Source organism: Pseudovibrio ascidiaceicola (assembly GCF_900114245.1).
GTDB classification, from domain to species: domain Bacteria; phylum Pseudomonadota; class Alphaproteobacteria; order Rhizobiales; family Stappiaceae; genus Pseudovibrio; species Pseudovibrio ascidiaceicola.
The window spans coordinates 288778-306392 of the sequence record NZ_FOSK01000007.1 but is presented as its reverse complement, the minus strand read 5'-3'; the positions used below and the strand labels follow the sequence as shown (position 1 = coordinate 306392).

At 48.6% G+C, this 17615-nt stretch carries 21 protein-coding genes and 1 pseudogene; 19 read left to right on the top strand and 3 right to left on the bottom strand.

Annotated elements, in window-relative coordinates; genetic code table 11:
- Positions 1-132: 132 nt before the first annotated feature.
- Complete coding sequence (locus tag BM231_RS15230; RefSeq protein WP_057466177.1) at positions 133-807, top strand: response regulator transcription factor; 675 nt, start codon at positions 133-135, stop codon at positions 805-807.
- Between the two features lie 63 nt (positions 808-870).
- Here BM231_RS15230 and fliI read toward each other — a convergent pair whose 3' ends face one another.
- The 3 genes from fliI to flgF are packed head-to-tail and all read right to left on the bottom strand — an operon-like array spanning position 871 to position 3620.
- The gene (gene fliI, locus BM231_RS15225; protein ID WP_093520665.1) at positions 871-2187 is read right to left on the bottom strand and encodes a flagellar protein export ATPase FliI; all 1317 of its coding nucleotides are present in this window, start codon (positions 2185-2187) and stop codon (positions 871-873) included.
- A gap of 18 nt (positions 2188-2205) precedes the next feature.
- The gene (locus tag BM231_RS15220; protein WP_093520663.1) at positions 2206-2895 is read right to left on the bottom strand and encodes a hypothetical protein; all 690 of its coding nucleotides are present in this window, start codon (positions 2893-2895) and stop codon (positions 2206-2208) included.
- Positions 2895-3620 (bottom strand): flagellar basal-body rod protein FlgF, encoded by a 726-nt coding sequence (gene flgF, locus BM231_RS15215; protein WP_093520661.1) that lies wholly within the window; start codon positions 3618-3620, stop codon positions 2895-2897. The genes BM231_RS15220 and flgF overlap by 1 nt, the downstream gene beginning before the upstream one ends.
- 323 nt (positions 3621-3943) lie before the next feature.
- Here flgF and motA point away from each other — a divergent pair, with 323 nt between their 5' ends.
- From motA to BM231_RS15125, 18 genes and pseudogenes are all read left to right on the top strand, one after another.
- Positions 3944-4828: a flagellar motor stator protein MotA gene (motA, locus tag BM231_RS15210; RefSeq protein ID WP_093520748.1), complete on the top strand. Its 885-nt coding sequence runs from the start codon at positions 3944-3946 to the stop codon at positions 4826-4828.
- Positions 4828-5793: a flagellar motor switch protein FliM gene (locus BM231_RS15205; protein ID WP_063310775.1), complete on the top strand. Its 966-nt coding sequence runs from the start codon at positions 4828-4830 to the stop codon at positions 5791-5793. Before motA ends, BM231_RS15205 begins: the two co-directional genes overlap by 1 nt.
- A complete protein-coding gene (locus tag BM231_RS15200; protein WP_093520659.1) occupies positions 5774-6424 on the top strand; it encodes a hypothetical protein in 651 nt (216 codons plus the stop codon). The genes BM231_RS15205 and BM231_RS15200 overlap by 20 nt, the downstream gene beginning before the upstream one ends.
- A 158-nt stretch (positions 6425-6582) precedes the next feature.
- Positions 6583-6837: pseudogene (gene fliN, locus BM231_RS15195) on the top strand (flagellar motor switch protein FliN); the annotation flags it as partial.
- Between the two features lie 51 nt (positions 6838-6888).
- Positions 6889-7920, top strand: coding sequence for a flagellar motor switch protein FliG (locus BM231_RS15190; RefSeq protein WP_063310778.1), 1032 nt, complete (start codon positions 6889-6891; stop codon positions 7918-7920).
- Between the two features lie 55 nt (positions 7921-7975).
- Complete coding sequence (gene flhB, locus BM231_RS15185) at positions 7976-9037, top strand: flagellar biosynthesis protein FlhB (RefSeq protein WP_063310779.1); 1062 nt, start codon at positions 7976-7978, stop codon at positions 9035-9037.
- Between the two features lie 39 nt (positions 9038-9076).
- Positions 9077-9526: a hypothetical protein gene (locus BM231_RS15180; RefSeq protein ID WP_208860391.1), complete on the top strand. Its 450-nt coding sequence runs from the start codon at positions 9077-9079 to the stop codon at positions 9524-9526.
- Between the two features lie 155 nt (positions 9527-9681).
- Complete coding sequence (gene flgB, locus BM231_RS15175) at positions 9682-10071, top strand: flagellar basal body rod protein FlgB (protein WP_275507200.1); 390 nt, start codon at positions 9682-9684, stop codon at positions 10069-10071.
- A gap of 8 nt (positions 10072-10079) precedes the next feature.
- Complete coding sequence (gene flgC, locus BM231_RS15170; protein WP_181952095.1) at positions 10080-10496, top strand: flagellar basal body rod protein FlgC; 417 nt, start codon at positions 10080-10082, stop codon at positions 10494-10496.
- On the top strand, positions 10496-10852 hold the full coding sequence (gene fliE, locus BM231_RS15165; protein WP_093520655.1) for a flagellar hook-basal body complex protein FliE: 357 nt from the start codon (positions 10496-10498) through the stop codon (positions 10850-10852). The genes flgC and fliE overlap by 1 nt, the downstream gene beginning before the upstream one ends.
- Positions 10853-10875: 23 nt before the next feature.
- Positions 10876-11664 (top strand): flagellar basal-body rod protein FlgG, encoded by a 789-nt coding sequence (gene flgG, locus BM231_RS15160; RefSeq protein WP_093520653.1) that lies wholly within the window; start codon positions 10876-10878, stop codon positions 11662-11664.
- Positions 11665-11673: 9 nt separating this feature from the next.
- Positions 11674-12156: a flagellar basal body P-ring formation chaperone FlgA gene (flgA, locus tag BM231_RS15155; RefSeq protein ID WP_208860390.1), complete on the top strand. Its 483-nt coding sequence runs from the start codon at positions 11674-11676 to the stop codon at positions 12154-12156.
- 4 nt (positions 12157-12160) lie between these two features.
- A complete protein-coding gene (gene flgI, locus BM231_RS15150; RefSeq protein ID WP_093520651.1) occupies positions 12161-13285 on the top strand; it encodes a flagellar basal body P-ring protein FlgI in 1125 nt (374 codons plus the stop codon).
- 150 nt (positions 13286-13435) lie between these two features.
- Positions 13436-13915, top strand: coding sequence for a MotE family protein (locus tag BM231_RS15145; protein WP_208860389.1), 480 nt, complete (start codon positions 13436-13438; stop codon positions 13913-13915).
- Complete coding sequence (gene flgH, locus BM231_RS15140; RefSeq protein ID WP_093520647.1) at positions 13912-14622, top strand: flagellar basal body L-ring protein FlgH; 711 nt, start codon at positions 13912-13914, stop codon at positions 14620-14622. Before BM231_RS15145 ends, flgH begins: the two co-directional genes overlap by 4 nt.
- A gap of 11 nt (positions 14623-14633) precedes the next feature.
- A complete protein-coding gene (locus BM231_RS15135) occupies positions 14634-15143 on the top strand; it encodes a flagellar basal body-associated FliL family protein (RefSeq protein WP_063296415.1) in 510 nt (169 codons plus the stop codon).
- On the top strand, positions 15140-15898 hold the full coding sequence (gene fliP / locus BM231_RS15130) for a flagellar type III secretion system pore protein FliP (RefSeq protein ID WP_425287817.1): 759 nt from the start codon (positions 15140-15142) through the stop codon (positions 15896-15898). Before BM231_RS15135 ends, fliP begins: the two co-directional genes overlap by 4 nt.
- 190 nt (positions 15899-16088) lie before the next feature.
- Positions 16089-17258: a flagellin N-terminal helical domain-containing protein gene (locus tag BM231_RS15125; RefSeq protein ID WP_093520643.1), complete on the top strand. Its 1170-nt coding sequence runs from the start codon at positions 16089-16091 to the stop codon at positions 17256-17258.
- Positions 17259-17615 lie beyond the last annotated feature (357 nt).

Below are 17615 nucleotides of genomic sequence, written 5' to 3'. Positions count from 1 at the left end.
ATTATAATTACTATAGTTTTTGGTGAGGTTTTACTTGGTGTCGAAGGTAAAAATTCTTCAAGAGAAATTGACAGAATGTGTTTCACTGATTTACCAGCGATATATTCATTTGGGAATGAATGGGTTGGGGTTATGTATTTAATTGTTGATGAACAACAGCTTGTAACCGATGGGTATGCATCTGGATTTGAGCGAGAAGGTATTTCGACAAGTGGCTTTAGTCCGGATGACTTTCGGGATTGGTTAAATACTGCACCTGATACTGAGTTTGAGGCTGTCGAAGCTATTCTGATTGGTGAGATAGGGGAGCGTGAAAAGTTCCCGCAGATTATCCGCCGTAGATGTTCTCAAAAACCGGTATTGGTTCTGAATAGCAGTCCGGTTTTGGAACAGACGCTGAAGTTATTTGCTGCTGGTGTAGATGATGTTGTCCGTAAGCCGGTGCATCCGCAAGAGATACTTGCGCGTGTCAACGCAATCAAGCGCAGGACAACGAACCAAAGCATTAATGTCGAACTGGGTGATCTTACGGTATACTTTGATGGACGAGATCCTGAGATCAAAGGCAAGACACTGGCACTACCACGCCGCGAGCGTCGTATCCTAGAGTATCTTGCGCAGAATAACGGGCGTCGCCTGACGAAAACTCAGATTTACAACTTTGTCTATGGCATCTTTGAAAGTGAAGTAGACGAGAATGTAATCGAAAGTCACATCAGTAAGCTGCGAAAGAAATTACGCACTCAGATGGGGTATGATCCCATCGATTCAAAGCGTTACCTTGGCTATATAATTAATTCTCTATAACAACAAAAAAGGCTGCTTGAGCAGCCTTTTTTGTTGTTCGGATCTCACAATCACAATCTTGCACTACAGAAGCTGGGCCAGCTCAGTAAAAGCATCTTGGCTTGAAGGGGCGTCCAAGCCTTGTACAAGCGCATTGTAGACCTTTGGAGCTACCTCGATTGCTTGGTCAAGCAAGGGATCTACACCCTCTTTGTAGCCGCCCATCATACGTAGATCTTTGGTGTCTTCAAATTTCGCAATCATTGCCTTCAGTTTCAGAATGAGCTCACGTTCCTGAGGGGACCAGCAGCTCTGTGCAAGTCGCGAGATGGAGCCGAGGACGTTTACGGCCGGATATCGACCCTCCTCAGCAATATGCCGATCCAGAACGACATGCCCATCCAGAAGGCCTCTGATGTTGTCTGCGACAGGGTCATTGTGGTCATCGCCATCAACCAGCACAGAAAAGATAGCGGTCATCATACCACTTCCTTCGATGCCAGGGCCTGCACGCTCCAGGAGGAGAGGAAGTTCGGAGAAAACGCTCGGTGGATAGCCACGAGAAAGAGCGGGCTCTCCAGCTGCCAGTGCCACGTCGCGTAGAGCGTGCGCATAGCGGGTAACGCTGTCAACGATAAGTAGCACGGATTGGCCTTGATCTCTGAAATGCTCGGCAACTGTCATTGCTGTTTTAGGAGCAAGTCGTCGCATCATAGGGCTTTCATCGCCTGTAGCGACCACCACCACTGATTTGGAGAGTTGATCACCAAGTGTTTCTTCGACGAACTCACGAACTTCACGGCCACGCTCGCCGATAAGCCCGATAACGACAGTGTCGAAAGAGTTACTTCGTGCGATCATAGAGAGCAGCGTTGATTTACCCACGCCAGATCCGGCAAAAATGCCCAAGCGCTGACCATGGCAGATTGGTGTAAAGAGGTCGAGCACTCGTACCCCAGTCAAGGCAGCGTCTTTAACGCGCGCACGGTGAACTGGCGGAGGAGGGAGGGTATTAAATGAAGCCAGTGACGGTCCTTCAGTCATTGAACCAAGGCCATCGATCGGTTGCCCAAACGCATTGATAATGCGCCCACGCCAGTTGTTGTCCGGATAAAAGCTAAGTTCGCCGCAACGCTTCACTTTGATCCCAAGACCAAGGTCAGATCTGGAGGCATAGGGCTTCACAAGCACGCTGTCAGGTTCAATTCGGATAACTTCTCCAAATTCTTCACCGTTGTTGCTCATGTAGGAGACTTGGTCTCCCAAATTAACGCCACCTGAAAGGCCCTTAACTCTAAGATGATTAGGGGTGACCTCACAGAGGGTTCCGCTTATCTCAATATTCCATGAGCTTGATGGAATTTGAGCGGTAAGTTCCTGAATGCGCGCAAGGGCGGTCATAAACAGCCTTTTGAAGTGTTAGCTTTGTGCAATGGTATTGCGATGCCGCTCTTGTAGCTGCTTGAGTAAATCTTCTGGCAGCAAGTTCCGAGCATCCTGGGATAGTTTATCAACTGTTGGAAGTGTCGATGCGTCTAAAGCAGAGGCAGTCTTCTCTTCCTTCTCCACGCTACCCGTCAGAGCTTCAATAAGCTTGTCTTTGCTTCCCATGGAAATGGCTTCAGCAGACGCAATGTTGCCAAAAAGCGGTGGAATTTCCTTGGATTGAACAGGTATAATTGGCGTGCCTCTTTGCAGTGAGGAAATCATATCTGATGCAGGCGAAGGCACAGGTGGGCTTGTGTTTATTTTTTTCTCAATAGTGCTGAGAGCACTAGCCTTCTCTGTTGCTAAATTCTCGGCGTCCAGTACTCCAGAAATTTTCATTTCGGCGAGATTCCCAGCGACAAGACCCGCCATCCCCAGTGGGCCACCAATCATTCCGTAAAGTGAACTGCCTGCAATGCGAGAACGAACAGAAGCCTCATCACCTGTAATCTCTCGATAAAGAGTATTTACGCCGGGTATGTGCTGCAATGGATTGATGATATCAAGCAGCTCCCCAAAACTAAAAGGTTTGGGGGATGAGGCCTTCGTGTTGTTGGAGGTGCTTCCGGCGCGAGTATCTTCCGAAGTGCCAGAAATTGCTTGAACCGGATTAACAGCCATTAGCCCTCTCCAAGTTTTCGTATGGTCTGCTGTCGAATGCTTTCCACACTTTGCATCATCGAGTTTGTGCTTTCAAAAGCACGTGTGATGGTAATGAGTTTGGTGATCTCTGAGATTGGATTAATGTTAGAGCCTTCCACGAAGCCCTGTGCAAATCCATTCTCTGTAAAATCTGCGATTGGTTCAGCGAGCGCATCAGGTATGACAGCAGAATTTCCTGCGCGGCTCAGCTTGGCATCTTGAGGGATGGAGAAAAGACCAAGGACGCCAACCTGACGGCCTTCTTGATAGATAGAGCCATCCTTAGCGATCTCTGGCGCTCCGCCGAGTGGGTCCAAGATAATTGGTGCATTTCCACTATCAAGAATTGGATTGCCTTCGATGCTCCTCAGGATGCCGTCAACGCCAATCTGGAAGCGACCATCTCGAGTATATGCAACACCATTTCCGGTCTGAATGCCCATCCAGCCGTTGCCATCAATTGCAACATCAAGAGAATTGCCAGTTTGTTTGATCGCACCGGCCTGTGTCGAGATGTAGTTTTCTCCAGTGGATGCGAAAGAGACTGGATCTTTGCCGGGGCTCTTAACAAGACTATCGAATTTTACTTCTGTAGATCGATAGCCAGCAGTTTCCATGTTAGCTACATTTCGGGCAACAGTTTCAAGACGACGCTCAAGGGCCATCTGCCCGGAAAGGGAGACATAAAGAGAAGGGACAACCATTAATTTAGACTCCAAATCCGATCAAGCTATTGCCGCTGATATTTTCCGCAGGTTTTTGTGGTTCGCGCTCCTCTATGGCGCCCATAGTTGGGCATCCCGGTAGCGTCTCCATGCTCCAAGTCGGAATGGCATATCGCGTTAATGTGCTGATCATAGCAAACCTATCTACACTTAAATGCTTCAAGAGAATGCTCTTTAGGGCTTGTCTGAAGCTGTACGGATGTTTGTTCAGATTTTGGCTTCTCTACGCCAGCTTCGGACAAGTAAGTCTCGCTACCACAAAATAAGAAAAGTGCTTGTCCGGTAAGTGTGTGGAGCGCAAATTGAATATTCTAGTTGGCCTCGTGATCGTTATTGGATCCATAATTGGTGGTTATGTTGCAATGGGTGGCTATATGAAGGTGCTGTGGCAACCTTTTGAGCTGCTGATTGTTGGAGGAGCTGCCTTCGGTACCTTCGTGGTGGCGAATACGTTTAAGACGATTAAGGATACCGGGCGCGGTATTCATGAAGCTTTGTTGAATGCAAAGCCAAAAAAGCGTGACCATCTGGATACGCTAAGTGTGCTCTACGGTCTTATGAGAACCCTTCGTGCGAAGGGTCGTAATGATGTTGAGCAGATCATTGATAATCCTGATGATTCTGAATTGTTTCAGCGCTTTCCGAGGGTGCTCGCGAACGTGTCTCTGACAAGTTTTATCTGCGATTACTTTCGTCTCATTATCATCGGTAATGTTCGTCCTCATGAAATTGAAGCATTGATGGATGAAGAGCTGCATACTCTCGGTCGTGAGGAAATGAAGCCGTACCAAGCTCTTAGTATTGTTGCAGAGACATTACCTGCTCTTGGTATTGTTGCTGCGGTGCTTGGTATCGTGAAGGCGATGGGGGCGATTGATCAGGAGCCCGAAATTCTTGGTAGTCTGATCGGTGCTGCGCTCGTTGGTACGTTCCTCGGTATCTTTTTGTCCTACGGTATTGTTAGTCCGGTGGCGGTGAAAATTAAGTCCATCCGTGAACAGCGTTATCGCCTTTATATCGAAGTGAAGCAGACATTGCTCGCATTCATGAATGGTGCTGCGCCCCAGATTGCATTGGAGCATGGCCGTAAAACCATCGGTGCAGATGATCGTCCTACAATTGATGAGGTTGAGGCGGAAACGATGAATGCTGGTCCGGTGACGTCAACTGCTGGAGGTGAAGCCTGATGGAGCCTCAAGAGCTGGAAATGAATGATGAGGTGATCAGTGCTCAGAATGCGAAGGTAGATTTGCCTTCTCGTTTGTTGGACGCAGCTGGTCTTGGTGTTGATCGTCTTCCGATGCTTCATGTGGTCTTTGATCGCATGGCGCGGCAGTACATCGATACACTTCGGCAGATGGCTGCAACCGCGCCTTACTTGGCGGTTCAATCGGTTTCTAACGAGCGTATTGGTGATGCTCTTGAGCAATATGAAGATCGCGCAGTTGTTGCGGTTCTTCACGCGCAAGAGTGGGATGCTCGTATCTTGCTCGGGTTCGACCGAACTTTCATCTTCTCCATGGTTGAAGTTCTGCTCGGTGGAGATGGTGAAGAAGAGGCGTTTCTTGAAGATCGCGCTTTGACCAATGTTGAGCAGCGACTTGCCTACAGGATGTTCCAGGAAGCAGCTACTGCGCTCGAAACCGCGTTTGAGGCGATTGCTGATACCTCGTTGAAGGTGGAGCGCCTTGAGAACCGTATGGAGTTTGCACAAACGGGTCGGAAGAGTAATCCGTGCGTGCTCGCTAAAATGACTGCGGAGATCATCGGGCGGGAAGGTGAGATTTTTATCATTATCCCTCAATCGGTTCTCAATCCGCTGCGTGAAAACTTGACGCAAGTGCTGTCAGGCGAAGTTGCTGGTCGCGATACGCGTTGGACCAAGCAGTTCCAGCAGGAAGTTCAACGTACCGAAGTCAAACTTACTGCGATTCTTGAAGAGCAGCGCATGACTCTCGAAGAGGTTGCGCAGTTCGAGGTTGGTCTTGTTCTTGAGTTGAATGCTACTCCAAAAACTGCCGTTCAGCTCGAATGTAACAGTCAGCCGTTGTTTAACTGTCGCCTGGGTCAGGTTGCAGGGTCTTACACAGTACGCGTTGAAGAGTTGATCGAGCAGGAAGGGGAACTTCTCGATGATATCTTATCTAATTGACGGATTTTTACTTTTTGCTCTTTTGGTTACGACATGGCGCGTCGTTGTCATGTACCGACAGCTAAAGCGGCTCTCCGGCTATCATGAAGAGTATCAAAGGATTTTTGACCAGACCTCGGAGGCAATGGACAACATTGGTTTGTCCTTGCAGGAAATCCGGGTTCGCGGTGAGGAGATCCTGAGTAATCTTGGGCAGCGGATTGATGAGGCTCGTGAAGCTACTGTCGATATCTCTGGTGTGATCCTTCAGGCGCAAACAGAAATGAAAGCGCTCCAGGAGCATATTGAGTGGTTGAGCAAGAAAAGCGATGAAGTCGGCATCAGTATGAATGATGCGCCGCCAAGGCCAGGTGGGGAGCGTGGGCGACGTTCGGGTCGTACTGCAAAGCCTGCTACAACTAAGGCAAAGCAAAAGCCTGTTACGAGTGCCGCGTCCAATACCGCCGCGTTGTTGCTAGCTGGCGGAATGGGTAAACCTGCACCGGCAGGTAATCAAGAAAATACTGCAGTATCTGCAATAGATAACCAGAATGTCAGAGTCAGAAAAGTTTCTTTCGGCCAGAGCGCCACATTCAGATCTGTAAATGTAAAGGACGACGAAAGTCCTGAGAAGGAGAATGATCCGCAATGAGCAGCTCAAATGAAATGAGTGATGAAGCCCTCGCGTTGCAATGGGAAGCTGCTGCTTCTGAAGCCGAGATGGATATGGATATGGCTGCGCCTTCTGCTGCAGCCCAGCCAGCGACTTCAGCGCCTGAAAAGGGTATGAGCGACGAGAACGTCGACCGTAATCTTGACGCTGTTCTTGGTATTCCGGTTGATATGCAGGTTGTTCTTGGGTCTGCGACTATGCCTGTAGCCAGCTTGCTTAAGCTTGGTCGCGGCGCGGTTATACCTCTGGATCACCGAGTTGGTGAGCCTGTCGACATTGTCGTAAATGGCCGTACTGTAGCGCGTGGCGAGATCGTGGTTGTTGAAGATGATAACTCGCGGTTTGGTGTGTCTCTGACTGAGATTGTAGGCGCAAAAGGCAGCTACAACTAGCCGCACAAGAGCTGTGCTTGATTTTATATGTGTATCCGAGGCGCGTAGAGAATGAACAGTGTTGTTCCAGCTGAAATGGGAAGCGTCATTTCCAGAAAAAATGGCCATCAGAAAGCAGCAGCTCTGCTGTTGGCTATGGGGAGTGACAAGGCAACCCGTGTTCTAAAGCATTTCGACAATGACGAAATGCGGATGATCATTCGGGCCGCCGCAGATCTGGGCACAGTTCCTGCTAGTGAACTCGATGAACTGATTGAAGAGTTCATCGAGCTCTTCTCAGGTGGTGTAAACCTGTTCGGTACAGCCGAAGGGGCCGAGAGTCTTCTGAAAGGTATTCTTCCAGAAGATCAGGTCGCCGAAATTATGTCTGACGTGATGGGCTACTCCAAACGCTCCATCTGGGACAAGGTTTCGCAAATCTCGGAGCACGTTCTTTCTACGTATTTGCAGAAAGAACATCCGCAAACTGCAGCAGTGATCTTGTCAAAGATCTCCGCAAGTGGTGCTGCGCGAGTGATTTCCCAGATCCCGCGTAGAAAACGTAATCAGATCGTCCGTCGTATGTTGACACTCAAGCCTATTGTTGAGGACGTTATGGAGGAAGTGCAGAAGACTCTGCACGAAGACTTCATGGTGAACTTTGCAAGAACAGTGGGTACAGATTCCCACGTTCGTATGGCAGATATTCTCAACAAAATGGAACGTGATGATCTTGAAGATACGCTGGGTAATCTGCGTGAAGCTCTGCCAAAATCTGCAGAACAGCTCGATGCCTTGCTCTTCACCTTCGATGATATCCAGAACCTGGATCTGCGTACCAGAACTGCAATCTTTGATGATGTTACCAGTGAAGTTATCACTGCAGCTCTTAAGGGAACGAACCCAGAGTTCCGCCAGGCAATTCTTGCAAGTATGGCGTCTCGTGCCCGCAGGATCGTTGAGAACGATCTGGCTTCCGGTGAGCCTATGACACAGCGTGAAGTGATGGATGCGCGTCGGGCGATTACTGACCTTGCCCTTGAAAAGGCAAATTCGGGTGAGATCGACCTTGAGATTGGGCGTGGTGAAGAAGTCTACGTCTAACGCTTCCCTATGACTTTTTAAGTTTGTCAAACCATCTTGAGAAGCGGCAGGTTTCATGTCTGAAGACCAGGATCCCGACAGTAAAACTCAGGAACCCACGGAGAAGAAGGTTCGTGATGCCTTGGAGAAAGGGAATATCCCAGTCTCCAAGGAAGCATCTGTGCTTGCCTCGATGCTTGCGCTTCTTCTTGTGCTTTCCTTTATCGCTGTCGATAAGGCGCAGGGCCTGGTGTATTTCCTTAAGTGGTTTTTGGATAATCCGGGCGAAATCCAGTTTGTGAGTGCGGCGGAGCCTCTGCAGTTGATGTCTGCTGTGGCTTTCCAGCTTGTCTGGTTCCTTGGTCCGATCGTTTCTATATTGATTTTCTTTGGCTTGGCTTCCTCTTTTATGCAGAATACGCCGCGTTTGGTGTTGGACCGAATTGAGCCGAAGCTCAGCAAGATTTCCTTGAAAAAGGGACTGGGCAGACTTTTCAGCGTCAATGGCGCTATGGAGTTTGTGAAGTCTCTCTTCAAACTGGTGACAGTGATTGTGGTTGCTACGCTTGTGTTGAAATCGCAGCAAGCGGTTGCATTGACAGCGATGTACAGCGACCCAAGTCAGGTGCCTCAGCTTATTTTGTCTGTTGCGATGACTTTGCTTTCCGGTATCTGCGTCGCAACCATCTTCCTTGTTGGTTTCGATTTGGTTCTGGCACGGTTTCAGTGGCGTAAGAATTTGCGCATGTCTCACCAGGAGCTGAAGGACGAATTTAAGCAGGCAGAGGGTGATCCGCTTATCAAGGCGCGTTTGCGCTCTCTCGCTCGTGACCGGGCTCGCAAGCGCATGATGTCATCTGTTCAGGATGCGACTGTTGTTGTTGCGAACCCCACCCACTTTGCTGTTGCGCTGTATTATGAGCGTGAGGGCGAACAAGCGCCGCGTGTTGTTGCAAAAGGGCAGGACCTGATTGCACTGAAAATCAAAGAACTGGCCTATATTCATGATGTTCCAGTTGTAGAAGATCGACAACTCGCGCGTTCACTTTATGCCGCCGTAGAGATAGATCAGAGTATTCCAGAGGAATATTATCGAGCGGTAGCAGAAATTATTTCATATGTTTATTTAAAGCGCTAAAGACTTTGTCGAAGCGCGTTTCTGCCTTAAGAGGGTATTTTGTCTACAAAGACCGAATTGAAGAAAAACAACCTGCCTGCAAAATCTGAAGATGTTTTGCGCGAGGCATTGATTGCAAACGCTATGAAGCCAATCGCAGCCGAGTTACGGCTATGCGATCTGTCTTCCCTAGCTCGCCATATTCTCTCAAACGAAGCTGCTAATCTCACTGACTTGCTGGAATCTTCGTCTGAACTCTATTTTAAGCCCGAGACACTCACCTATGCTGGGACATCGTCAATCGATTTGAACTGGAACGGTGATGTGACAGTTTGCTTGCATATGAAGTTTGTAAATAACGGTGTGAGTGTCATGTTTCATTTGTTTTTGCTTGCATTAAATTCGGCAGTTGATGTCAAGTTTATTGCATTTGAACAGCCTTCTGAAGACCCGCAGGAAAATACAAAAAGGCTGGAAACAGCGCTTGCGGATGCATCTGTTGTTTATTAAGCAATATATTAATTTTCTATTTACCTAAAATTTTAAGATAAAAAGATATACTTGACTAACCAAGTATATCTTTTTTGCTTTTTCCGGAAATATTGATTCCGCCAGCTACGGACAAGATTGCACTGCTATCCACTTTTAGCAGTTTTTGTAGCGGAGTGGATTTTTTGGAGCCCGTATATCTTTTTAGTTTGGTTTCGCGGCAAAATTCTTGGTTGTCAGTGCGACAGTCGACAATTTCCGAAAATATCGCGAACGTTGATACTCCTGGTTTTGCAAGTAAGGATGTCGAGCCTTTTAAGGACATCCTGGATAAAACCAGCATTCAGATGGCTGCTACTCAGTCGGGTCATATCAGTGAAGATGGAACCAATGCCCGTCGTGTGCGGGTGAAGGGTGGTGAGGCGTGGCAAGTTACCGTCTCAGATAACTCCGTTTCCCTAGAGCAAGAGTTGATCAAGTCAGGTGAGGTTGCTCGTCAGCACTCGCTTAACACTCAGCTCGTTGGGTCCTTCTATGGCTTGATGAAGAGCAGCTTAGGAAGATAAATATTATGATTGATCCACTTGTCGCTTCATTAAAAATTTCCTCCTCAGGTTTGAGGGTTCAGTCACAGCGTATGCGCGTTGTTTCGGAAAACCTGGCCAACGTTCAGTCGACTGGCGATACTCCAGGAGCGAATCCTTATCAGCGCAAGACGATTACCTTCAAAAGTGAGGTGGATCGCGCGCTTGGTGCTAATCTCGTCGAGGTTAAAAATATCGGTACGGATAAAGGTGATTACCGTATTGAGTTTGACCCGTCGCATCCAGCGGCAGATGAGAATGGCAACGTAAAATATCCAAATGTAAACACTCTGATTGAGTTGGCGGACATGCGAGAAGCTTCGCGTTCTTATGAAGCTGGTCTGCAGATGATGGTCAAATCCAGAGAAATGATTACCCGTACAATCGATTTGCTGAGGAGTAGGTAATGGCGGATCTTTCGGCGTTGAGTTCAGTGTCGCGTGTTTCAACTTTTACCAGTGGGGTAAATGATGTTTCGTCTGTTGCTCGTACTCGTCAGTACTTGGTGGGCGGAGCGCAGAATGCGCAGGCGGCCCAAGAGGTTCAGGGCAGCTTTGCTGACACTATGGCTGATGTGGTTCGTGAAACTGCAGGCGATTTGAAAACGGCTGAAGCAACATCTGTTGCGGCAGTGCGCGGCGAAGTCTCGGCTCAAAAAGTGGTCGAGGCCGTAATGAAGGCAGAGCTTTCCTTGAAGAGCGCAGTAGCTGTGCGTGATAAGGTTGTTGAAGCCTATCAAGAATTCTCTCGTATGAGTATTTAAGTTTTTGAGAAAAGGTTTTCCTTATGAAGGCTCTTGCTATTGCTGCGACAGGTATGTCTGCTCAGCAGAAAAATCTTGAAGTTATTTCCAATAACATCGCGAACATGAATACGACTGCCTTTAAGGCGTCTCGCGCTGAGTTCTCCGATCTGCTTTATCAAACGGATCGTGCAGCCGGTGTATCTAATCGTGGTGGTGCTGCGCCTGTTCCTGAGGGGATTCAGCAGGGCCTTGGAGTGAAAACTGCTGCGGTTCGTAAGTTGCATTCTCAAGGCGCGCTACAGCAAACCAATAACGCATTTGATCTGGCGATCGATGGACAGGGTTGGTTTGAAATTATCGGCCCTGAAGGTGAAGCGCTCTTTACGCGATCCGGTGCATTCAACGTGAACGGTGAGGGGGCTCTTGTAACTCTTGATGGTTATGAGGTTCAGCCTGGTATTACTGTTCCGCTTGAGGCTGTTAAAGTTACTGTCAATGAAAGTGGTGAAGTGTTTGCTACTTATGCTGACGGAAACCCGGCTACGAGCATAGGTCAGCTGAACCTGACTAACTTTGTGAACGATGCTGGCCTAAAGGCGATTGGTGGCAACCTGTTCCGCGAAACAATAGCTTCTGGTGCACCTAATGCTGGTATTGCTGGTGAAGGTGCGCTTGGTGTTATTCGTCAAGGGTATCTCGAAGGCGCTAACGTGGATCCTGTTAAAGAGATCACAAGCTTGATCAGCGCGCAGCGCGGATACGAGATGAACTCCAAAGTGATTCAGGCAGCCGATGACATGGCTGGAACTGTCTCCAAAGGCATTCGCTAGGGCGCGGTGATGAGTGCTTCCAAGCGCCTGCATAGACTGGCATTGCTAGTGTGCTGCGTGCCGTTGTTTTTGACAGCGGCATCAGCGGCGGGTCGGCGCGAAGTTGTAAAGCTTCCAGTGCCGGCCATGATGATTTATCCGGGTGATAAGATCGAAGAAGGTATGCTTCGTGAGCACGGGTTCTTCAAGAAGTCGGTTGCGCAGCTTTCGATTGTAGGTCGAATGCAAGATGTGGTTGGGCTGGAAGCGCGCCGTACCCTTTTTCCAGGAAAGCCAATTCCAAAAAACGCGGTTCAAGATCCAGTTGTTGTGCAACGTGGCTCATCTGTTCTGTTGGTTTTTAAAGAAGAAGGCTTGGAAATCCGCGCCATTGTTGAGGCGCTGGAGTCCGGGGCAATTGGTGCAAATATCAGGGCTAAGAACCCTGATACAGGTTTAAGTGTTTTAGGCAAAGTGCAAGAAAACGGATCTTTGCTGGCTGAAGGGGAATAATACCGTGCGTTCTGTAAGCCGTTCTCTGGGGGCAATATATCTTGCTTTTCTTGCTTTGTTTTTATCGTTTGACAGTGCCTCCGCACTTGTCCGCATCAAGGATATAGCTGATCTGCGCGGAATGCGCTCTAACCAGCTTGTCGGTTATGGTATTGTGATTGGTCTGAATGGATCAGGCGATACCATGAGGAATTCTCCGTTCACTGAGCAGTCCTTGCAATCCATGCTTGAGCGCATGGGAGTGAACGTTCGAGAGTCTAACTTAAGATCAAGAAACGTAGCGGCGGTTGTTGTGACTGCCGAGTTGCCTCCCTTCATTGGGAATGGCGCCCGTATTGATGTTTCTGTCGGGTCACTCGGCGATGCCGCATCGTTACAGGGCGGAACGCTTCTTGTGACGCCATTGATGGGGGCTGATGGCAACGTCTATGCTGTGGCTCAAGGTTCTGTTTCTGTATCTGGTTTCGCAGCAGCAGGTGATGCTGGTAGTTTGACGCAAGGTGTTCCAACCGCCGGAAGTGTGTCAAATGGTGCTTTAATTGAAAAAACGCTGCCTGATTACTTCTCTTCACTGCCACAGCTGGTGTTAGAGCTTAAAAATCCAGACTTTAAAACCGCTGTACGAGTAACGGATGCGATCAACGCGTTCTCACTGAATCGCTATGGTCTTAAGCTCGCGAGTGAGCTTGATTACAGATCAGTTCAGGTTCAACGCCCTGCAGGTATCAGTTCCGTCCGTTTTATTTCGCAGATTGAAGGTTTGATGGTTCAGCCAGATACACCAGCACGAGTGGTTGTGGATGAGCGTACTGGTACCGTCGTTATCGGTCAGAATGTGAGAATTTCAACAGTTGCTGTGACGCATGGCAATCTGACGGTACGCGTTTCTGAGCGGCCTGAAGTCTCGCAGCCATCACCATTTGCACAGCAAGGCGAAACGACTGTTGTACCGCGTACAGATATTGATGTGGTTCAGGAAGATGGTCAGTTGCAGTTGATTGGTGGAACTGATTTGCAAACTCTGGTCAGAGGGTTGAACCGAATTGGTCTGAAGCCAAGTGGCATCATCGCGATCCTTCAGGCGATTAAGCAGGCAGGGGCTCTCCAGGCAACTCTGGTGGTCAAATAAGACCGCACGGCAATTGGATAAGCCACGGGCAAGCTTGTGGCTTCAATGTACCGCTAAACCTATTGGAACTGAGTTGTAATGCCTCTCCTAAAGCTCTCTAAGAAGAAGTTCTTTCCCCTTAAGTGTGCCGCGGTATCTCTCGGTTTGTGCATGACGCTTGTAAGCGCAAGTGCGCAGACAAGCGAAACCGAGACGGAAGAGCTGACTATCGCAATTGAGCAGGCCAAGAACTACTGCGAAGCGATTGCCGATCAGGCAAAAGATGCTCGGATTGCTTGGCAGATGCGTGCTTTGTTCGATGTTGAACATCAGATGAAAGCCAAGATTACGGAACTCGACGCTAAAATCGCTGAGTTGCGCATGTGGGTGAAACGTCGTGATGAAATTCTGCAGAGAGCCGAAGGGCATGTCGTTAATATCTATGCCAATATGCGCCCGGATGCAGCCGCTCTGCAGTTGACGTCTTTGGACGATGAAACGGCCGTTTCAATTCTTCTCCAGATGAAGGCGCGAAAAGCCAGTTCGGTGCTTGCTGAGTTGGCTTCGGAACGCGCAGCGTATCTTACTGATCTGATGGCAGAACTTACAGCTCGAAAGGCCGCGAAGCAAAGTATGGGAGTTTCACAGTGAAGCGCACTTTGGTATGCATTCTCGCCGCAATTACGCTCACTGGCTGTAATGCTATGAAAAACGTTGGCCAGGAGCCGCATCTGACCCCGTTGGGGCAGGGGCTTCAGCCAAATGTTGCAAACTTGCCAGCAACTCCAGCGAAGAGCAGTGGTCGTTCAAATCGTGCTTATCACGGGCTTTGGGCCGATGGTGAACAGGATTTCTTCCGCGATCCTCGCGCAAAGCAAATTGGTGATGTACTTACCGTCGCGATCAAAATCAATGATAAAGCCAAGCTGGATAACTCAAGCGAGAGATCGCGTGACTCTTCCCGATCTACTGGGTTGAAAGGGGCGTTTTCGTGGGCTGGTGTTGATTCTGGAGAAGCTGATGTGAGTGTCTCTGGTACTGGCGAGACAAGCAGTAAAGGCGAGGGTGCAATAGACCGTAGTGAAGAGATCAAACTCTCCATTGCAGCTGTCGTGACCAAGGTACTTGCTAACGGTAACTTGATCATTTCCGGGCAACAGGAAGTTCGTGTGAACTATGAGGTTCGCGTTCTGTCCGTTGCTGGCATCGTACGTCCTGAAGACATCACAGGTCGAAATACCATTGAGTATGACAAGATCGCTGAAGCACGTGTTTCCTACGGTGGCCGTGGCCGCGTGACGGAAATGCAGCAACCAAGTATTGGTCAGCAAGTCATTGATATCATTAGCCCGCTCTAAAGGAGGCTTCTATGGCTCTTAAACCACAGTTGCCAAAGCCACAGTTGCCTGCCTCCGAGAACTCTTGGATGGGCGTTGCAGTCGCTGCTATTGTGGTGACTGCCGTCGCAAGTGCTGGCGGTATGGGAATCGGCTCTACGCTGGTTGACCAGGTGCACGGCAAATATCTGGAAGAGCAAAAGGCCAACAGCGGCGCTTTGATCAATCCGGAGTACACAGAAAGCAGTCAGATTGTCTCGTTGAAGCCAATCGTGACCAATCTGCTATCGTCTTCAAAGAACTGGATTCGCATCGAAGCCTCAGTCGTTTTGATGCAGCGCGGAATAGAAGAACAGGATCACTCCTTGCTGGTTAAGCAAGTAGAACAGGATCTGCTGCTTTACGCTCGTACATTGGGACCGCGCCAGCTCGAAGGCACTCGTGGTTTGCTGCGCCTGCGTGATGATCTCAACGAGCGCGCAAAGATGCGCGGTGGAAAGTTCGTCAAGGAACTCGTCCTTGAATCTGTGGTGATTCAATAATGCGTTATTCTGCGTTTATTACGGGTTTTTTGAGTTTATTTGCGTTGTTTTGGGTCGCTCCGGCCTCGGCTCAGGATATTAACCTGAGTGATCTGCTTCCAGCAGGGCAGGCGTCTGCAAGTGGCCGGATTATCCAATACGTCATGATCCTGACGGTGCTCTCGTTAGCGCCTGGGATCTTGATCATGGTAACAAGCTTCACGCGTTTCGTTGTTGCTTTGTCGTTCTTGCGTTCCGGCATCGGCCTGCAAACGACCCCAGCAAACATTATCCTAATTTCCCTCGCTTTGTTCATGACCTTCTACGTCATGGCACCAACATTCGACACCGCGTGGAAAAATGGTCTGCAACCACTGATCAAAGAGCAAATCACCGAAGAAGTTGCCTACGAGGAAATGACGAAGCCATTCCGGCGGTTTATGTTGGATAACGTCCGCGAAAAAGACTTAGTTCTATTCGATGATCTCGCAGTTAGCGCGTTCAACTATGAAAAAGACGCGCCCATCGAAGAACTCGACCTCCGCGTCCTCATTCCAGCCTTCATGATCTCAGAACTACGACGCGGCTTCGAAATCGGTTTCCTCATCGCATTGCCTTTTGTCGTCATCGACATGATTGTTGCAACAATTACAATGTCCATGGGCATGATGATGCTCCCCCCAACAGTCATCTCACTCCCCTTCAAGGTGCTGTTCTTCGTCTTGATTGATGGGTGGTATCTGTTGACGGGCGGTTTAATAAGATCGTTTACCTAAATTTAACCACGAGAAGCCCCGTTTCGGGGCTTTTTTCTTACCTAAGTTAGTGAGTCAGTTCGGCGTAAGCTTTGTGAGTCATCGTTAAGTTCTGTTACAGGCTTTGAGCTTCAAAGTGCATGATGCAATTCTGTAACTCCGGGAATTTAATCCGGAATGTCCCAATTCTTCTTATTAAGGGACAACTATTATGTCTTCTCTTTTGACCAATTCCTCCGCAATGGTAGCGTTGACCACTCTTCGTGGTATCAACGACAGCATGGCAACCACTCAGAACCGCATTTCTACAGGTATGCGTGTTGCTGATGCCTCTGACAATGCGGCTTACTGGTCCATCGCGACAACCATGAAGTCTGATAACTCAGCTCTTTCTGCTGTAAAAGATTCCTTGGGTCTTGGTGCTGCGACTGTTGATGTAGCGTTCACTGCTATGGATCAGACAGTTGACATCGTTAGCCAGATTAAAGACAAACTGACAGCAGCAACCAACGGTACTGTTGATCGCGAAAAGATCCAGGCGGATGTTGAACAGCTTCAAAAGCAGCTTGAAACCATTGCCTCTTCTGCAACTTTCTCCGGTGAGAACTGGCTGCAGCAGGACATGGCTACAGATGCTCTCAACAAAGAGATCGCTGGTTCTTTCACGCGTGATGCAGCTGGTAACACGCAGATTGAGAACATTGTTGTTGACACACGTACAACTGTTTTGGTTGATACGCGTACAACAGGTGATAACACAGGTATCCTGACGGAAAACTTGGCAGGTGGCGTTGCAACTGTCGCTTATGGTACCGGTACGGATATTGATACACTGCAAGTTACTGCCGCAGGTGGTGATGATGGTATCATCAGTAAGGCGACTGAAGCTGCTATCTTGAAGTACTATGAAGGGCTTTCTGATGCAGACAAAGCGACTTTCGATGCGACTGCTGCGATTCCTGGTGGTACCACTACTCTCGCTGAGCAAGTAACGGCTAAGCTTGAAACTCTTTCTGGTGCAACAGCTGGTGCCGGCGTTGACCCAATTTCCTTCTTGGACTTGGATATCTCTACGCTCGGTAACAATGCAGTAGATAACGGTATTCTTGCTGCGTACATCGACGTTGTTGATGGTCAGCTTTCTGCAATCACCGATGCAGCAACTGAGCTTGGTTCTGCTAAGTCTCGCGTTGACATGCAGAAAGAGTTTGCAAGCAACCTGTCTGATGCAATTGATCGTGGTATCGGTCAGCTTGTTGATGCAGACATGAATGCTGAATCCACTCGTCTGCAGGCTCTTCAGACTCAGCAGCAGCTTGGTATTCAGGCTCTGTCTATCGCTAACTCTGGTTCCCAGAACATCCTCAGCCTGTTCCGTTAAGTCGGAAAGCTCTGAGAACCTTAGAAGCATTAAGGCCCCGGTTAATCGCCGGGGCCTTTTTCTTGTTTTTATTGACGTCGTCTTTGCTGCGTTGAAGTCTTTTGTGAGAATTGCTGCCTTCAATCTGTGTCCACGTTGCGCTGATATTTATGTTGATCTCGTCAAGGATGAAATAATGCCTGTATTTCGTAAAATCTTATATTTAATCAGCTTGACGTAAGTTTCGCGTGTAAGTCTTACTAACCGTTACAGGCTTTGACTATTCAAAGTGCATGATGCAATTCTGTAACTCCGGGAATTTAATCCGGAATGTCCCAACTCTTCTTATTAAGGGACAACTATTATGTCTTCTCTTTT

Coding starts and splice junctions, on each gene's coding strand:
- BM231_RS15125 (WP_093520643.1), top strand. CDS start 16,089: ATGTCTTCTCTTTTGACCAATTCCTCCGCAATGGTAGCGTTGACCACT.
- flhB (WP_063310779.1), top strand. CDS start 7,976: ATGTCTGAAGACCAGGATCCCGACAGTAAAACTCAGGAACCCACGGAG.
- BM231_RS15135 (WP_063296415.1), top strand. CDS start 14,634: ATGGCTCTTAAACCACAGTTGCCAAAGCCACAGTTGCCTGCCTCCGAG.
- flgF (WP_093520661.1), bottom strand. CDS start 3,620: ATGGTTGTCCCTTCTCTTTATGTCTCCCTTTCCGGGCAGATGGCCCTT.
- BM231_RS15200 (WP_093520659.1), top strand. CDS start 5,774: ATGATATCTTATCTAATTGACGGATTTTTACTTTTTGCTCTTTTGGTT.
- fliI (WP_093520665.1), bottom strand. CDS start 2,187: ATGACCGCCCTTGCGCGCATTCAGGAACTTACCGCTCAAATTCCATCA.
- BM231_RS15145 (WP_208860389.1), top strand. CDS start 13,436: ATGACGCTTGTAAGCGCAAGTGCGCAGACAAGCGAAACCGAGACGGAA.
- flgG (WP_093520653.1), top strand. CDS start 10,876: ATGAAGGCTCTTGCTATTGCTGCGACAGGTATGTCTGCTCAGCAGAAA.
- BM231_RS15205 (WP_063310775.1), top strand. CDS start 4,828: ATGGAGCCTCAAGAGCTGGAAATGAATGATGAGGTGATCAGTGCTCAG.
- flgA (WP_208860390.1), top strand. CDS start 11,674: ATGAGTGCTTCCAAGCGCCTGCATAGACTGGCATTGCTAGTGTGCTGC.
- BM231_RS15190 (WP_063310778.1), top strand. CDS start 6,889: ATGAACAGTGTTGTTCCAGCTGAAATGGGAAGCGTCATTTCCAGAAAA.
- fliE (WP_093520655.1), top strand. CDS start 10,496: ATGGCGGATCTTTCGGCGTTGAGTTCAGTGTCGCGTGTTTCAACTTTT.
- BM231_RS15220 (WP_093520663.1), bottom strand. CDS start 2,895: ATGGCTGTTAATCCGGTTCAAGCAATTTCTGGCACTTCGGAAGATACT.
- BM231_RS15230 (WP_057466177.1), top strand. CDS start 133: ATGTATTTAATTGTTGATGAACAACAGCTTGTAACCGATGGGTATGCA.